The sequence below is a fragment of the Sutcliffiella rhizosphaerae genome, assembly GCF_917563925.1.
GTDB lineage: Bacteria > Bacillota > Bacilli > Bacillales > Bacillaceae_I > Sutcliffiella_A > Sutcliffiella_A rhizosphaerae.
In genome coordinates this window covers 14,366-31,680 of the sequence record NZ_CAKJTJ010000029.1, presented here as the reverse complement: position 1 = coordinate 31,680, position 17,315 = coordinate 14,366, and the positions used below count along the sequence as shown (strand labels likewise).

The following is a 17,315-nucleotide window of genomic DNA, read 5'->3' as shown; positions in this document are numbered from 1 at the left end:
TTGCTCCTCCTCCCCCAACAGAAAAGCGCAAGCTCCTTTAACAGACCCGACAGGCATAAGACGAGGCCTCCAGAAGGACTTCTAGAGGCATTGGCTTATGACCTTGATGGGCTAAGTTGCTTGAGCTCGACACTTTTCTTACATGAAGAAAACCCGGCAACAGCCGAGTACTCCTAGTAAATATTATTATTTCTGTTCAACTACATGCACTTTAAGAGTTGCTGTAACGTCTGAGTGCAGTTTTACTGGTACGTTTGTGTAGCCTAGCGCTCGGATAGCATCGTTCAATTCCATCTTGCGCTTATCTAGCTTTATTTTATGCTTCTTTTGAAGCTCTTCGGCAATTTGTTTTGTGGTGATGGATCCGAATAAACGGCCACCTTCCCCTGCTTTTGTTTGGAACTCAAGTGTGAGCTTTTCAAGCGTTTCTTTTAGCTTTTTAGCATTTTCTAGCTCTTGTTCTGCTTCTTTTGCTTCTTTATTTTTTTGGGCATCCAATGATTTTAGGTTACCACTTGTTGCTTCCATCGCCAACCCTTGTTTGATTAGAAAATTATGGGCATAGCCGTCCGCTACATTTTTCACTTCGCCTTTTTTTCCTTTACCTTTAACATCTTTTAAAAATATTACCCTCATTCTTTGGTACCTCCTTCTAAGTATTCAATGAGTGCTTGTTTTAACTGTTCTTCCGCCTCATCAATGGTAGAAGACATTTGGGTAGCAGCATTGGTTAGATGTCCACCACCACCGAGACTTTCCATGACCAATTGCACATTGACATCCCCTAAGGATCTCGCACTTATGCTTACCTGATCGTCACTGCGGTGTGCAATGACAAAGGATGTATTGATGTCGCTCATCGCAAGCAAGGTATCTGCTGCTTGGGCAATCATTACCTGGTCAAATGTCTCTTCCAGCGCACCTTTGGCAATGACGATACCATCTTGATATAAGTAGGCACTCTCAATTAACTTAGCTCGTTTCACAAAACGATCTAAATTCTCTTTTAAAAGCTTTTGCACTAAAATAGTGTCTGCCCCTTGGGATCGCAAATACGATGCCGCATCAAATGTACGTGAACCGGTACGAACTGTGAAGCTTTTCGTATCCACTATTATACCAGCAAGTAGGGCAGTTGCTTCAAGCATCGTGATTTTGATTCGTTTAGGCTGATATTGCAATAGCTCTGTTACAAGTTCTGCAGTCGAGGAAGCATATGGCTCCATATAGACGAGCAATGGGTCCTCAATAAAGTCCTCCCCGCGGCGGTGATGGTCAATGACTACCACATTGTCTATTTTATGTAACAGCTTTTCTTCAATTACCAGGGATGGTTTATGCGTATCCACAACGACTAAAAGCGTATCCGCTGTTGATAATTCCAAGGCATCCTCAGGAGAGATGATTTTTTCCCAAAGCTCTTCATGTCCTTTTAACTCATCTAGTAATCGGTAGATACCTTCGTCGATTTCTTGCTGATTCAAGACGATAAAAGAGTCCTTCTGATTCAAGTCTGCTACCTTTGCAATTCCAATTGCAGCCCCTAAAGCGTCCATATCAGGGTAACGATGCCCCATGATGATTACTTTATCACTTTCATTAATCAATTCTTTCAAGGCATGTGAAATAACACGAGCCCTTACACGTGTACGTTTCTCCATCGGATTTGTTTTTCCGCCATAGAATCGTACTTTTCCATTTGTTTGCTTGATCGCTACTTGGTCACCACCACGACCTAAGGCTAGGTCTAGACTTGATTGAGACAGCTGACCAAGCTCTGGTAAGGACGGAACACCTGTACCAATACCCACACTTAAAGTCAAAGGGATATTTTGCTTAGATAACCGTTCTCTCACTACATCAAGAATGGAGAATTTACTTTTCTCCAATTGCACCAATATATGTTCATTTAAGACGACAATAAATCGTTCAGTAGATGTTCTTTTTAAGAATACGCCATTTTCCATTGCCCATTTATTAATGATAGAGGTTACTTCACTGTTAATGGCACTTTTCGTTTGATCGTCCATTCCTTGCGTAACTTCATCATAATTGTCCAGAAAAATAATCCCTAATACCGTGCGCTCATCTTCGTACAATTTCTCGATTTGAGTTTGCTCGGTAATATCAGAAAAATAAATAAGACGTTCTGCTTTTTTAATGACTACTTTATATTTACGGTCATGGAGAGGGATGGTACCTGTTTCGAAATCTTGCTTCAATAGAGGAATAAGGTTTTCCCCTACATCGTATAACGATCTGCCTACTAATGTTTCCTCATGAAAGCAAGAAGCTAAAAATGGGTTCGTCCACTCGATTTGGTAATCATCGTTGTACAGCATGATCCCTATTGGCATCTCCATTAATGCTTCTTCGCCCACCTTTTTCAACCGGTAGGAAAGAGTCGATATATACGTTTCCATCTCTTTTTTCGCTTTTTGTTCCACCTTGATGTAAAGATAAACGACCAAACCTAGGAGCAGAAAGCTAATAATTCCTATTTGCCATCGGAAATACACGATTACCCCAAGCTGGATGATTGCTATGACAAAGAGCAAATAGATAGGGTAACGCAGATTTAATTTTTCGAAATAATTAGGCATGATTATTCAGCTCCTAATTAGTAATTTGCATTTTTCCATTCAAAAAAATTTAACAATTTTAGAAAAGAGCCTTAATAGAAAGGTTTCTTTTACTTTTTACGCTTTATTATTTCTCTTAAAGAAAAGCCAATATCTACTATTCCTATCATTCTTATTATATAGAGCAATTGCGGGATTAGAAAGGAAAAGATTAAGATCATAATTGGCAGTGCTTTTGGAATCTTCTTTTCATAACAGAAGAAAAAGACAAATGAAAATCCTTGCAACGCCAATAAGAAACTCAAAACAAAGGTTAAGTTTAGAACTACTATATACAACGTACTTCCTTCAGCTGGCTGCGATAAAGATAGAAGTACGACGGCGACGAAGTACCAGAGCAAGCTTCTCGGTAGCATTATCTCCCGAAATGGCGGAAAGGGACTTACTTCTATCCTTAGCCGTTTCACGATAAAGATAGCAAATAATTGAGTGAAAAAAGCATGCACAAAAGCAGTCATCACAAGTAAGAATGGTAGCAGATAATTAGTAAAAGATAAGGCACTATCAAATGCCTCCATTGCCTCATCAGCATTTTGTTGCCCTAAAGCAGTGGCAATGGATACTGACATTTCCATGGATTCTCGCATCATTTCATCTAGCAAATCCACAAAATTTATATTAAACACTACAATAACTAGCACATATGCGAGGATATAATTTAACAGATAAACTCCTGTTGCCGCTCCTAATATCGCATAGCGATTCAGCTTTTTTGCAATACAATACCCGATTATTACCCCTACAGTACTTGCAGGAATACTAAGCATGAGTGCTATTGGGGTACCAAGGAGGACACTTAAAATAGCTGCCAATACGATGAGCCATATACCTGGTTTCCATCCGTTCCTGACGGTATAAATAACAAAAGGAACAGCCATTGCCAAAAAGCTAAGTATTCCGATAAAGGGGACAAAAAGTGTCATTAGCAGTAGTAAGGCGAAAATACCAAGCATTATCGCGCCTTCTGTTATATGTTTTGTTTCCTTCACTGTCCGTACCTCCACTAACATGTGTTTACAATATGTATAGTTTATCCCTTAGGATCCATAACAATCAAATCAAAAGGAATAAAGTCAGTCTTTACGCTAACCTAGCTTTAGCAAAAAGGAAGGCAGCAAGATCATCTCTCACTGCCTTCCTTTTTTTATTATCATTACTCACCAGATACGTATGGAAGTAATGCCATTTGACGAGCGCGTTTGATTGCGATCGTTAATTTACGTTGGTATTTAGCGCTTGTTCCTGTTACACGACGAGGTAAAATTTTACCACGCTCAGAAACGAATTTTTTTAGTACATCCACATCTTTGTAGTCGATGTGAGTGATACCGTTAGCTGTGAAGTAACAAACCTTACGGCGTTTGTTACGACCACCTCTGCGTCCACCTGCCATTTTGAATTCACCTCTTTTTCACAATTTTTTTATCAAAACGATTCCTTCTATGTTAGAACGGCAAATCGTCGTCTGAAATATCGATAGGTTGGCCATCATTCTTAAATGGATCGTCATCAACACGATAACCTTGGTTGTTGTTGTTATTATTGCTGCGCTGTTGGTTCTGATCGTACCCAAACGAAGATGATGAACCATAGCCTTGATTTTGATTGTTAGGGCGTGAATTATTGCCACCACCTGAACCTTTAGGCTCTAAGAATTGGACACTTTCTGCCACTACTTCGGTAACGTATACACGTCTACCATCTTGGCCTTCATAATTGCGTGTTTGTAGCTTGCCATCCACACCAGCTAAGCTTCCTTTATTAAGGAAGTTTGCAACGTTTTCAGCAGGCTTTCTCCAAACCACACAGTTAATGAAGTCAGCTTCGCGTTCGCCTTGCTGATTTTGGAACGTACGGTTAACTGCTAAAGTAAATGTAGCAACCGCCACTCCACTTGGGGTATAGCGTAACTCAGGGTCTTTCGTCAAACGGCCGACCAATACTACGCGATTTAACATCAGAACCACTCCTCCCTGTGACGACGTCCATAAAGAGGACAACTTTTATTTTTTATTATTAGTTTTCTTTTTTAACAACGATATGACGGATAATGTCTTCGCTGATTTTAGCTAAACGATCGAACTCTTGAACTGCAGCAGCATCAGCAGCAACATTCAAAAGCATATAATAACCGTCGCGGAAATCATTGATTTCATAAGCTAAGCGGCGTTTGCCCCACTCTTTTGCTTCAGAAAGATCTGCACCGTTGTCAGTTAAGATCGTGTTGAAACGTTCTACAAGAGCTTTTTTAGCGTCTTCCTCAATGTTTGGACGGATGATATACATAACTTCGTACTTGTTCATCACAGTCACCTCCTTTTGGTCTAAACGGCCCTTTGTGGGCAAGGAGCAATCAATTATAAATAATCATTACTCACAAATTTAGATTATATCAGAATTAAGGGCGTTTGGCAAACATCCTTACACATTAAAACGGAAGTGAATGACATCTCCGTCTTTTACAATGTATTCTTTTCCTTCCAGTCGAACTTTCCCAGCTTCTTTAGCTGCTGTCATCGTTCCGCCAGCTAGAAGGTCTTCATAAGATACCGTCTCCGCACGGATAAACCCACGCTCAAAATCAGTATGAATAACTCCGGCACATTGAGGTGCTTTCATTCCTGTTCTAAATGTCCATGCACGCACTTCTTGAACCCCAGCAGTGAAATACGTAGCAAGACCAAGCAAGTTATATGCTGCGCGAATAAGCTGGTCTAAACCGGATTCCTGAATACCAAGCTCCTCCAAGAACATCGCTTTTTCATCTGCATCTAATTCGACAATCTCAGATTCAATTTTTGCACAAACCGTAATAACTTCCGCATTATCCTTTGCCGCAAATTCACGAACCTGTTGGACATACTCGTTATCGCTAGGATCTGCCACATCGTCTTCTCCAACGTTTGCCACATAAAGGACTGGCTTACTTGTTAGAAGGTGCATCCCTTTAAGGTATTTGACTTGCTCGTCCGTAACTTCAACCGTACGTGCAGGCTGTTCATTCTCAAGAGCTTCTTTTACCATTACAAGTACTTCATGCTCATACATTGCTTCTTTGTCTTTTTGTTTCGCAAGCTTAGCTACTCGCTCTAAACGCTTGTCCACTGATTCCAAGTCAGCTAAAATAAGCTCCAGGTTAATCGTTTCAATATCATTGATCGGATTAACTCCGCCAGAAACGTGTGTAATATTGTCATCAGCAAAACAACGTACTACATGACAAATCGCATCCACTTGGCGAATATGGGATAAGAACTTATTTCCTAGCCCTTCCCCTTTACTAGCTCCTTTTACAATCCCAGCAATATCCGTAAATTCGAAATGTGTTGGGACCGTCTTCTTCGGATTCACAAGTTCCGTTAACTTTTGCAAACGCTCATCCGGTACATCTACAATACCTACATTTGGATCTATCGTACAAAACGGGTAGTTGGCAGATTCTGCCCCTGCCTGTGTAATCGCATTAAAAAGCGTTGATTTCCCTACATTTGGAAGACCAACGATACCTGCTGTTAAAGCCATTTCATCCACTCCTAACTTCCGTAAACACATATTTAAACCTTTCACAATTATAGATAGAATACCAGGAAAAGACAAGCCGTTAATGCTAACCATTTAATGGGCTATTCTATAGATTTAATACTTATATAAGATCTATTAGGTGGATCTGATTCTTCCACATCACCGTTCGGGTCATATTCTACAGAAACTCTCTCATACAATTGATACTTATTAAAAATCTCTTGAGAAACATAAAAATAGATACCTTTCTTTTCAGATGCAAGCAACAAAAGCTCATGTTCATCTAATCCTGTTATATCTGATTCCACAATATTCGGGACAATTAATAGTAAGTTGCCTTGATATGAGGATTTCTTCACAATAATTCCTTCCATATTAGTGAGTCCTCCAGCATTCTTTAATGCATCCTTTTGATTACATGCAATGAGAGCAATAGCTAAAATCGTAAAAATCAACCATTTCCTAACCATGTGGTGCACCTCCTGGTATTGTGATGGTGAATACGGATTTTTGAGGATTTGGTAGTGTGTATGAGGGGGAAAAATTATGAATGTATTTATTTTAATTATACAAATAACAAATTTTTCTTGTTGGATTCACCAAACATTGTTGTGATAAACCTTGATTGATTGGCGGATTACTTATGTATAAATGATGCCCAGACCTTCGCTATCATCCTGTGGGACTGAAATTGTCCTTTCCCTCATTTTCAGACCTGCATTTGTCCTTTCCTGGACTGAAATCTTCTTTCCCCTCATTTTCAGTCCTCCATTTTCTATATTAAAACTTTGCAACTCCTCATTTGTGTAATAAAAAAAGCTATCACCACGATGACAGCTTTTACTCCTCATTCCTTACCAATATCTTTTTTATTTTACGAGTGAACTCTTTTCTTGGCATTAATACCGTATGGTCGCATCCTTCACACTTAATGCGGATATCCATTCCCATCCGAATTACTTTCCAACGGTTCGTGCCGCATGGATGTGCTTTTTTCATTTCCACCACATCATTTAACATAAATTCTTTATCTACCATCTATTTTTCAACTCCTTTTGCGATGAATCCACCTTATACTCCGATTTATCTACCTACCACGATTATATAGGTACTTGTACCATAATTCCATTTGGAAATTTTAAATTAAGGGCTGTTCTGGCTTACTTTATTGCATTAGAAAATCAATTTTGTTTAAGTATGTGGCAATAAACCTACTCTATTCGACGGCTTTTAATTGGATAAAGGAGGATACAGACAAGCAAATAGAGATTGATTAATCCGAATAGCGGGTAAAGAATGGCTACAAGGACGGAAAAGCCAACTGTGGTAAAAGGGACCATCAACAGAATAAAAAGCAGGGAAAGCGTCCATAGTGGGATGGGGAAGGTAGTACGAAACCTTGTCACTAATCCCAGTAAACCTGAAGCAGCGGTCGTATAGATAGCAAGCCATAGTAAGAAGGTCATACCGAATAACATATAAAATGGATAACTTTGAATTATAGCGAATAATGGAATTTCAAAAAGAGCTAATTTACTTTGCACCAAGAGTAAGGTTTGGTTGTAAAAGAGAGAAATAACCCCTAATATCATTCCGCTCCCAACACTTGCAACAACTATTTCTCCTTTTCCTTTCACCTCTTTTCCTATCGCTGATAAGACCGCAACAAGAGGAAGTATGTTTAGGGCTGTAAAAGTAAATCCTGCTGGCCAATTGCTTTGTTTCATCATGGAGGTAGTTATAGCTTCAGGCTGCTCTAGGACTGTTTGAACCATCACAAACCCCAATGCAAGCACAATGATAGGTATAATCACTGCGTTAACAGAGATCATCCCTTTAATATCAAACATAAATAAAAAGATTAGCAGTGTACAAATGATGATAATCCCTGCCCAATAAGGGATGGAGAAGACTTGTAGCGCAGCCCCGCCGCCAGCAAGCATCACAATGGTTGTCGTAAATAAATAAATGATCATCATGATGTTATAAAAACTCGAAGCCTTTTTCCCCACAAGCTTAGAAAGTACAGGAGAAAAGTGTTCTGCCTTCTCAGATTGACTAATTTGGAGGATTACATAGCAGGAAATGATAAAAAAAAGCGTAAAAAGCAAGATAGCAAGTCCGCTTTCTGCACCAAAAAATTGCCAAAGCTCACGTCCGGAAGCATAGCCGGCGCCAATGACCGTACCTAAAATTAAAAACATCCAGCGAAACCCGCTTTTCCACATACCTGCATCCTCCTAAGTTCCAAAAATCATCTGTCATGATGAAAACATTCAAAATCAAAAACAGAACGTATAGTTTCCCATAAATAGTCGTATACTGTTACTACTATTAAGAAGGGGTGTAACCTATGAATCTTAAATCTAATTTTTTTGAAAATAGAGGGAGTAATCTCCGTATTGCTCACGATGAGGCAAATGCTGAAAAAGAACTCACCCTTGCTTTGCATGCCCATCTTCCTACTAGTCTCATTTTTCGACCAGTTGTCATTGTTTGCATCGGGACAGACCGTTCTACCGGAGATTCATTAGGTCCACTCGTTGGGACGAAATTACAAGATAAAACACTACATCATGTTCATGTATATGGCACATTGGATGAACCTATTCATGCTGTAAACCTCGAAGAAAAGCTTGCCTTTATCAATCAAAAACATCTAAATCCATTTATTATTGCCATTGATGCATGTCTAGGCAGATTGAAAAGTGTCGGGCAAATTACTATTGGAGAAGGACCTGTCATGCCTGGAGCTGGAGTGAAGAAGGATTTACCTCCAGTTGGTGACATTCATATTACGGGTATTGTTAATGTAAGTGGGTTTATGGAATTTTTCGTGCTGCAAAATACAAGGTTGAGCCTTGTGATGAAAATTGCAAAAGTCATTGCGTATTCCATTGAAGAATTGGACAAATTGATGGAGCGGAAAAATATTCTTTCCTCCTCCTCTAACAATCAAGAACCACCATTCATACAGGCACAGGATTAAAAATGCTTTTTTACTTTCACGAAATTAACAACACCTACTTGTGTTCTTTTTCTTCATTTATTTTAATATTTTTTAAAAAATGCCAAAAAAAGACCAACCTGGAAGGTCAGTCAAAAAGTAAAAAATATTGTATTACTACGAGGCACGCGGCAACCAGTATGCCCGGCAACAGATTCGCTACTCTAATAGTGGAAATCCCCGTCATATTTATACCAATTGCCATAATCATTACCCCGCCTGTTGCGGTGATTTCAGCAATTAATAACTCTAATAAATCTGCTGGAACGAAAAGGTCAATTTGAGTTGCAAATAGGGCAATACTCCCTTGATACAGCATGACAGGGATAGCGGAAAACATAACACCGATTCCTAAAGTCGTCGTCAGCACAATACTTGTAAAGCCATCAATAATGGATTTGGTAAAAAGAACTTGATGATCGCCTCTAAGTCCGCTATCTAATGAACCGACCACTGCCATTGCTCCAATCACAAAGATTAACGTCGCTGTGACAAACCCTTTTGAAACAGATCCATGGTTAGAACCTAGTTTTTTTTCCAGCCAAAATCCTATATTATTTAATATTCTATCTAAATTAATCCACTCACCTATCACTGCACCAACCACTAAACTAATTATAACAATTAAAAATTCATTGCTCTTAAAGCCCATTTGTATTCCGAGAAGGAAAACGGCAAGGCCAATGATTTTCATCACCGTTTCCTTTGTATTATCAGGTATTCTTGTAAAGACTTTCCCAATCAATGTTCCGATAATGATACATATTCCATTTATAATGGTTCCCCATAAAACCAATTTCAAGCCCCATTTCTATCAAAAAAACAAACCACTTAGGTGGTCTGCTTTTCAAATGTTTACTTTAATTTTTCGATTCTGCTAACAACTCTAGGAGTCTGTTTAAATCATCATCTGAAAAGAACTCTATTTCTATTTTCCCCTTGTTTTTGGAGCGCTTGATAAAGACGGATGTGCCAAATCGTTCTCTCAGAAATGATTCTTGATCTTTTAAGAAAATGTCTTTTTCAATAGGAGCTTTTTTGTTTTCTTGTGGAACATTTTCGTTCAACTGTTGAATTAATTGCTCTAATTGACGAACATTCAAGTGATCTTGTAAAACCTTTTCTATGACGGGTTTTAGTTTCGCTTTTGCCTTTAGACCTAAAAGAGCTCGTCCATGTCCCATAGAAAGCTTACCGTCATTCATCAATTCCTGTACAAATTTTGGAAGCGATAATAAACGAATATGATTGGCAATATGCGGCCTGCTCTTTCCTAATCTATTTGCCAGCTGCTCCTGTGTTAAATCAAGTTTGGTCATTAATGATTGATAGGCAGCAGCTTCTTCAATGGGAGTGAGGTCTTCTCTCTGCAAGTTCTCAAGAAGAGCAAGCTCCATCATTTGTTGTTCTGTTAAAGACCGGACAACTACTGGCACTTTCGTTAATTTAGCTTCTTTAGCTGCTCGAAAACGCCTTTCTCCTACTACAATTTCAAACCCTTTAATGCTTTTACGTACGATAATCGGTTGAAGAATACCATGCTGAAGGATAGAATCCCTTAATTCTTCGATGGCTTCCGCCTCAAAGTATTTCCTAGGTTGGTAAGGGTTGGGGCGAATATCCTTAATATTTATTTCTTGGACGGCTTCTTCCTTGGAAGCTTCAATAGATGGAAATAAAGCATTAATGCCTTTACCTAATCCTTTACCCATGTACAACCACTTCCTTTGCTAGGTCTAAGTAAACTTCCGCTCCTCTTGACTTTGGATCATAAATGATGATAGGTTCGCCATGACTTGGCGCTTCGCTTAGTCGAACATTGCGAGGAATGATGGTTCGATACACTTTATCTTGGAAATATTTCTTCACTTCCTCAATCACCTGTATCCCAAGATTCGTTCTAGCGTCCAGCATCGTCAAGAGAACGCCATCAATCATTAAATCTTTATTTAAATGCTTTTGTACTAGTCTTACTGTATTTAATAGCTGACTTAGTCCTTCTAACGCATAATATTCACACTGTACAGGAATCACTACCGCATCGGAGGCAGTTAATGCATTGATGGTTAGAAGTCCTAATGATGGTGGACAATCAATGATTATATAATCAAATAAATGTTTGACATCGTCTAATGCTCTTTTTAATCGTACTTCCCTGGAAATAGTGGGTACCAATTCAATTTCCGCACCTGCAAGTTGAATCGTCGCTGGTATGATGGAAAGGTTTTCAACCTTGGTAGGGAGGATGGCCTTTTTGGCTTCCACATCTTCTACTAAAATATCATAAATACACTGATTAACTTCCGCTTTTTCAATACCTACACCACTGGTGGCATTTCCTTGTGGATCGACATCTACTAACAGCACTTTTTTACCAATATAAGCTAAACAAGCACCGAGATTAACAGATGTAGTCGTTTTTCCAACTCCACCTTTTTGGTTAGCAATAGCAATAATTCTGCCCATGCTGTCACCTGCTTTCAGAAAAAAACTTACTTTTTTCGTTTCAAACTTATTCTATCATGAATTTACAGAATGTTAACTTGTTTTTGATAATAAAAAAGATGCAGACATAATATAAGAAGGAAATTGTCGAAGAATGTTTCTCGGGAAATAATAAGAGAGGTGCCGGGTACGGGGTAAGGGCTGTTGTAGGCTAGAAGGAACAATTTGATTATTTTACGGGGTACCGCAAGCCAATGTTTTTGTTTAAAAAGAGGAAAAACGGATCAAAAATGTGCCGCATTAGGCTAATTTTTGAGGATAAGGGTGGGACTTTTAGGGTTTCACTCACTCTTATCAACCAAAAAGGCAAAATTTCGACGGTGATTGGATGAATATCGACGAAAATGGACCTCATATCGACGGTACCTATGATTTTATCGACTAAGACACACTACTTATCGACGAAACGACAAAATTCCGCAATTATGCCTCCTGCAATTAGCCCAAACTAATGCAAACTGAAATCAAATCAAGCTTCCACACCCGCCTTTTTCAAAAAAGGATCTCATATTGCTTACGCTAACTCATAAAATAAAGCCCGGCAACCGACTGCCAGGCTCGAAAAACTGCTTATTTCTTTGGAATGCGGATAGTAAATTGATAATATTCTTCGGTTTCTTCTTCTTCTGAATCCAATTTAATACCGCTATCATTTACCATGCTCAGTGACTGGCGGATTGTATTCATGGCAATACGCATATCTTTACTGAAAGCTTTACGTTTTGCCTTTGGTTTCGGGGTAGCGCTTTCTAGCATTCTCACAACCCGATCCTCTGTTTGCTTCACATTTAGTTGCTTCTCAAGAATTTCAGTTAGAACGGCCACTTGTTTTTCTTGTTGTTTTAAAGGGATAAGTGCTCTTGCATGGCGTTCTGTTATTTTCTTCTGTAATAATGCATCTTGGATTTCAGAAGGAAGTTTTAAAAGACGTAGTTTATTAGCTACCGTAGATTGCCCTTTTCCTAGTCTTTGTGCTAGGGCCTCCTGGGTCAGGTTATGCAATTCCAATAACTTTGAATAAGCAATAGCTTCTTCAATTGCGGATAATTCCTCGCGTTGAAGGTTTTCAATTAGGGCAACAGAAGCTGTCTCGGCATCATTAAATTCTTTTACGATTGCAGGGATTGTCTCCCAGCCAAGTTTTTGTACTGCTCGCCAGCGACGTTCACCGGCAATGATTTCATATATGCCATCTTCATATTCACGAACGACAATCGGTTGAATAATACCATGCGTTCGAATGGTAAGGGATAACTCTTCTATTTTTTCATCAACAAAAACAGTTCTAGGCTGGTATCTATTAGGAACAATATCCTTAACAGCTACCTGCATAATTTTTTCATGATCCGTCTTTTCTACTATTTCTTGCTCTTCTTTTTCCCCAATATTAAAAAAACGAGAGAAAGGAGATTTCATCTTTACGTTCCACCACCTTATGGATAGAATCCCTATTAACTAATTCGTTCTTCAAGTTAATAAGTCCTGTTTTGCCATTAAAAATGTTTCATGTGAAACATCTTTCTTATTGGAGCTTATAAGCTCGTACATAACTATTCTAAAGGTTGTTTGTTTGGTGTACCTGGTTTACGAGGATATTTCTTCGGTGTTTGCTTTGTTTTTTGGATAATCAAAATATTTCTTTCACTTTCTTCGATCGGTAAGGAAAAAGAATGTACCTTTTCCAACTTTCCGCCTAATATCTGCAGTGCTTTTTTCCCTTTTTCAAGCTCTTCACTTGCTGCTGCAGCTTTCATCGGGATAAATTGCCCACCTTCTTTCACAAGCGGTAGACAAAGCTCACTTAATACGGATAAACGGGCAACGGCTCTTGCGGTGACAAGATCAAATTTTTCACGGTATTCTGGCTTTTTTCCAAATGTTTCTGCTCTATCATGAACAAAGCGAACATGTTGAAGACCTAATTCATTGGCTAAATGTTCAAGGAATGTAATTCGTTTATTCAACGAATCTACAATTGTCACATGAAGATTTGGAAAACATATTTTTAAAGGGATGCTTGGAAAACCAGCCCCTGCTCCGACATCACATAATCTTTGTTCTTTAGTAAAATCGACATAAAAGGATGCGGTAATGGAATCGTAGAAATGTTTGAGATAAACCTCTTCTTCATCTGTAATGGCAGTAAGGTTCATTTTTTCATTCCATTCTACCAGCAACCTGTAATATGTATCAAATTGAGAAAGTTGTTGAGGAGAGAGGGTAATCCCCTTCTCCTCTAACATAGATATAAATTGTTGTTTATTCATCTGTTTGTATCCTTCCTATCTTTGTGTTTATTCGTTGGATACTCTTGCTATTCTACCTTGTTCCAAATAGACAAGGAGAATGGATACATCCGCAGGGTTTACACCTGAAATCCTCGACGCCTGGGCAACAGATAAAGGTCTCACTTCTTTCAGTTTCTGTCTCGCTTCATTAGCAAGGCCGTGTATATCATCATAATCAATGTTTTCAGGAATTTTTTTATTTTCCATTTTCTTCAAACGATCCACTTGTTGTAAGGATTTTTGAATATATCCTTCGTATTTCGTTTGAATTTCCACTTGTTCTGCAACATCTGACGGAATTTCTTTCTCGGCAGGTGCTACTAGACGAATATGATCATAGGTCATTTCTGTTCGTTTTAATAAGTCAGAAGCTCTAATGCCATCTTTTAACTCGCTTCCGCCCGCTTCTTTAATAATGGATTGAACGTATTCACTTGGTTTTATGATAATCGATTGAAGGCGTTCTTTCTCCTCTTCAATTAATTGTCTCTTCTGCTCAAATCTTTCAAAGCGCTCAGGTGAAATTAGTCCAATTTCATTACCGATCTTCGTTAGACGGAGGTCCGCGTTGTCATGACGAAGCAATAAGCGGTATTCTGCACGTGATGTTAAAAGACGATAAGGTTCATTTGTTCCTTTTGTGACCAAATCATCAATTAACACTCCAATGTACGCATCAGAGCGACTAAGGATTACTTCTTCCTTCCCGAGGGCACGTCTCCCGGCATTAATACCTGCCATGATCCCTTGGCCAGCCGCTTCTTCGTATCCAGAGGTACCGTTTATTTGCCCGGCAGTATAAAGGTTGTGCACCTTTTTTGTTTCAAGTGTTGGCCATAATTGAGTTGGAATAATGGCATCATACTCTATCGCATAGCCTGCGCGCATCATGCGAACATTTTCCAGTCCTGGAATAGTGGAGAGAATTTTGCGCTGAACCTCTTCTGGTAAGCTAGTGGAAAGCCCTTGTACGTATACTTCTTGGGTATTTCTTCCTTCTGGCTCTAAGAAAATTTGATGTCTTGGCTTGTCATTGAATCTGACTACTTTATCTTCAATGGATGGGCAATATCTTGGTCCCGTTCCTTTGATCATACCCGAATACATTGGTGAACGATGGAGATTATCATCAATAAGTTGATGGGTCTCTGCGCTCGTATAGGTTAACCAGCAAGGAAGCTGGTCGGTAATATACTCTGTCGTTTCATAAGAGAAGGCACGTGGCACGTCATCTCCAGGTTGTATTTCGGTTTTACTATAGTCAATGGATGCACTACTAACTCGAGGTGGAGTTCCCGTTTTGAAGCGAACCAAGTCAAATCCTAATTCTTCCAAATGTTCCGAGAGAGTAATGGATGGCTGTTGGTTATTCGGACCACTAGAGTATTGAAGCTCTCCTAAAATAATTTCCCCACGTAGGAATGTACCCGTTGTAATGACGACGGTCTTAGCTTCGTAAATAGCACCAGTCTGGGTAATAACTCCTTTACATACGCCGTCTTCAACGATAAGTTTTTCTACCATTCCTTGCAATAGGGTAATATTTTCTTCTTCTTCGATTGTTTTTTTCATTTCATGCTGATATAAGAATTTGTCTGCTTGCGCACGTAAAGCTCGAACAGCCGGTCCTTTACCAGTATTTAACATACGCATTTGGATGTGCGTTTTATCAATATTACGTCCCATTTCTCCACCGAGTGCGTCTATTTCGCGGACAACAATCCCTTTTGCTGGACCGCCAACAGATGGATTACATGGCATAAAGGCAACCATATCTAAATTGATGGTTACCATTAACGTCTTTGCTCCTTGTCGAGCTGCTGCCAGTCCAGATTCCACACCTGCATGACCAGCACCAATTACTATTACATCATAGGAACCTGCATGATATTCCATGTTTGTTCCCTCCTATTCTATTTACCTAAACAAAATTGGGAAAACAGTTGATCGATTAAGCTTTCATGTACGGAATCTCCAATAATTTCACCAAGAATTTCCCACGTTCTCGTTAAATCAATTTGGACGATATCAATCGGTACACCGCTTTCCATTCCTTCCACTGCATCTTCAAGAGTCTGTTGGGCCTGGGTAATTAGTGCAATATGACGGGAGTTAGATACATAGGTTAAGTCACCTGCTTCTAAGTTCCCTTGGAAAAACATAGAGGAAATGGCTTCTTCCAATTCGTCGATTCCTTCTTCCTCTTTTAAAGAAGTGGAAATGATCGTGTGATTTAAAGCTACTCTCTTTACTTCTTCCATATCAATTAATCCTGGTAAATCTGTCTTATTAACGATGACGATAACATCCATGCCTTTTACTGCTTCAAACAACTGCTTATCCTCATAGGTAAGTTCATCGTTATGATTTAACACAAGTAAAATTAAATCCGCTTTTTTCAACACTTCACGGGATTTTTCGACACCGATGCGCTCTACTATATCTTCTGTTTCACGAATACCGGCAGTATCTACAAGACGAAGTGGTACTCCTCTTACATTCACATATTCTTCAATAACATCACGGGTAGTACCTGGAATATCTGTCACAATCGCTTTATTTTCATGGACAAGACTGTTTAATAAGGATGACTTTCCGACATTTGGTCTGCCAATTATAACAGTGGAAAGGCCTTCTCTTAATATTTTACCCTGTTGGGAGGTTTGTAACAGCTTCATCAGTTCTTCTTTTACATAAATTGATTTTTCCAGCAAAAGCTGATGCGTCATTTCCTCTACATCATCGTATTCTGGGTAATCGATATTCACTTCGACATGGGCAAGTGTTTCTAGTATTTCCTGTCTAAGCTTTTGAATCAGTTTGGATAAGCGACCTTCCATTTGCCCTAACGCGACATTCATGGCACGATCCGTCTTGGCACGAATTAAATCCATCACCGCTTCGGCCTGGGAAAGATCTATCCGCCCATTTAAAAAGGCCCGTTTCGTAAATTCTCCTGGCTCTGCTAATCTGGCCCCTCTGCTCAGAACAAGCTGCAAGAGTTTATTGACAGATACAAGGCCACCATGACAGTTAATCTCGACTACATCTTCTCTAGTAAATGTTTTAGGGCCCCTCATGACAGAGACCATTACTTCTTCTATTATTTTATCCGTTTTAGGATCTACGATATGCCCGTAGTGAATGGTATGAGATGCAACATCGCTCATCTGTTTGGAGGATGGGTTCTGAAATATTTCATCAATGATTCGAAAAGCATCATTCCCGCTTAATCTGACTATTGCAATAGCCCCTTCCCCCATAGGTGTGGAGATAGCTGCAATTGTATCAAACTCATACATGTCATTCACCTCTTTTCTTCCTTGTTTATGTTTCTCTATGAAAGGCTAC

General features: G+C 39.2%; 18 protein-coding genes. 1 reads left to right on the top strand and 17 read right to left on the bottom strand.

Annotated features, from left to right (window positions below; translation table 11 throughout):
• Positions 1-186: 186 nt before the first annotated feature.
• The 10 genes from rplI to LRP81_RS18330 all read right to left on the bottom strand — a co-directional run bounded on the left by rplI (position 187) and on the right by LRP81_RS18330 (position 8,392).
• Entirely contained in the window at positions 187-636 is a 450-nt protein-coding gene (gene rplI, locus LRP81_RS18375) for a 50S ribosomal protein L9 (protein WP_230503856.1), read from the bottom strand.
• Positions 633-2,603, bottom strand: coding sequence for a DHH family phosphoesterase (locus tag LRP81_RS18370; RefSeq protein ID WP_230503854.1), 1,971 nt, complete (start codon positions 2,601-2,603; stop codon positions 633-635). The genes rplI and LRP81_RS18370 overlap by 4 nt, the downstream gene beginning before the upstream one ends.
• A gap of 89 nt (positions 2,604-2,692) precedes the next feature.
• Positions 2,693-3,631 (bottom strand): YybS family protein, encoded by a 939-nt coding sequence (locus LRP81_RS18365; protein WP_230503852.1) that lies wholly within the window; start codon positions 3,629-3,631, stop codon positions 2,693-2,695.
• Between the two features lie 164 nt (positions 3,632-3,795).
• The gene (gene rpsR, locus LRP81_RS18360; RefSeq protein WP_230503850.1) at positions 3,796-4,035 is read right to left on the bottom strand and encodes a 30S ribosomal protein S18; all 240 of its coding nucleotides are present in this window, start codon (positions 4,033-4,035) and stop codon (positions 3,796-3,798) included.
• Between the two features lie 52 nt (positions 4,036-4,087).
• Positions 4,088-4,600 carry a single-stranded DNA-binding protein gene (gene ssb, locus LRP81_RS18355; protein WP_230503848.1) on the bottom strand — a complete coding sequence of 171 codons (513 nt, stop codon included), beginning with the start codon at positions 4,598-4,600 and terminating at the stop codon, positions 4,088-4,090.
• 58 nt (positions 4,601-4,658) lie between these two features.
• A complete protein-coding gene (gene rpsF, locus LRP81_RS18350; RefSeq protein WP_230503846.1) occupies positions 4,659-4,946 on the bottom strand; it encodes a 30S ribosomal protein S6 in 288 nt (95 codons plus the stop codon).
• Between the two features lie 117 nt (positions 4,947-5,063).
• The gene (ychF, locus tag LRP81_RS18345) at positions 5,064-6,164 is read right to left on the bottom strand and encodes a redox-regulated ATPase YchF (protein WP_230503844.1); all 1,101 of its coding nucleotides are present in this window, start codon (positions 6,162-6,164) and stop codon (positions 5,064-5,066) included.
• Positions 6,165-6,265: 101 nt separating this feature from the next.
• Positions 6,266-6,634 carry a DUF3221 domain-containing protein gene (locus LRP81_RS18340; protein WP_230503842.1) on the bottom strand — a complete coding sequence of 123 codons (369 nt, stop codon included), beginning with the start codon at positions 6,632-6,634 and terminating at the stop codon, positions 6,266-6,268.
• 370 nt (positions 6,635-7,004) lie between these two features.
• Positions 7,005-7,202 carry a DUF951 domain-containing protein gene (locus LRP81_RS18335; protein WP_230503840.1) on the bottom strand — a complete coding sequence of 66 codons (198 nt, stop codon included), beginning with the start codon at positions 7,200-7,202 and terminating at the stop codon, positions 7,005-7,007.
• 173 nt (positions 7,203-7,375) lie between these two features.
• Positions 7,376-8,392, bottom strand: coding sequence for a YkvI family membrane protein (locus LRP81_RS18330; protein ID WP_230503838.1), 1,017 nt, complete (start codon positions 8,390-8,392; stop codon positions 7,376-7,378).
• Positions 8,393-8,517: 125 nt separating this feature from the next.
• Between LRP81_RS18330 and yyaC the strand changes: the two genes are divergently transcribed.
• Positions 8,518-9,153 (top strand): spore protease YyaC, encoded by a 636-nt coding sequence (gene yyaC, locus LRP81_RS18325; protein ID WP_230503836.1) that lies wholly within the window; start codon positions 8,518-8,520, stop codon positions 9,151-9,153.
• Positions 9,154-9,259: 106 nt separating this feature from the next.
• Here the strand turns inward: yyaC and LRP81_RS18320 are convergent, their stop codons facing one another.
• From LRP81_RS18320 to mnmE, 7 genes are all read right to left on the bottom strand, one after another.
• A complete protein-coding gene (locus LRP81_RS18320; RefSeq protein ID WP_230503834.1) occupies positions 9,260-9,967 on the bottom strand; it encodes a DUF554 domain-containing protein in 708 nt (235 codons plus the stop codon).
• A 64-nt stretch (positions 9,968-10,031) separates the two neighbouring features.
• On the bottom strand, positions 10,032-10,883 hold the full coding sequence (locus LRP81_RS18315) for a ParB/RepB/Spo0J family partition protein (RefSeq protein ID WP_230503832.1): 852 nt from the start codon (positions 10,881-10,883) through the stop codon (positions 10,032-10,034).
• A complete protein-coding gene (locus LRP81_RS18310) occupies positions 10,876-11,637 on the bottom strand; it encodes a ParA family protein (RefSeq protein WP_230503830.1) in 762 nt (253 codons plus the stop codon). The genes LRP81_RS18315 and LRP81_RS18310 overlap by 8 nt, the downstream gene beginning before the upstream one ends.
• 609 nt (positions 11,638-12,246) lie before the next feature.
• A complete protein-coding gene (gene noc, locus LRP81_RS18305; RefSeq protein ID WP_230503828.1) occupies positions 12,247-13,092 on the bottom strand; it encodes a nucleoid occlusion protein in 846 nt (281 codons plus the stop codon).
• Positions 13,093-13,226: 134 nt separating this feature from the next.
• Entirely contained in the window at positions 13,227-13,943 is a 717-nt protein-coding gene (rsmG, locus tag LRP81_RS18300; protein ID WP_230503826.1) for a 16S rRNA (guanine(527)-N(7))-methyltransferase RsmG, read from the bottom strand.
• Between the two features lie 27 nt (positions 13,944-13,970).
• Entirely contained in the window at positions 13,971-15,860 is a 1,890-nt protein-coding gene (gene mnmG, locus LRP81_RS18295) for a tRNA uridine-5-carboxymethylaminomethyl(34) synthesis enzyme MnmG (RefSeq protein ID WP_230503824.1), read from the bottom strand.
• Positions 15,861-15,877: 17 nt separating this feature from the next.
• The gene (mnmE, locus tag LRP81_RS18290; RefSeq protein ID WP_230503821.1) at positions 15,878-17,266 is read right to left on the bottom strand and encodes a tRNA uridine-5-carboxymethylaminomethyl(34) synthesis GTPase MnmE; all 1,389 of its coding nucleotides are present in this window, start codon (positions 17,264-17,266) and stop codon (positions 15,878-15,880) included.
• Positions 17,267-17,315 lie beyond the last annotated feature (49 nt).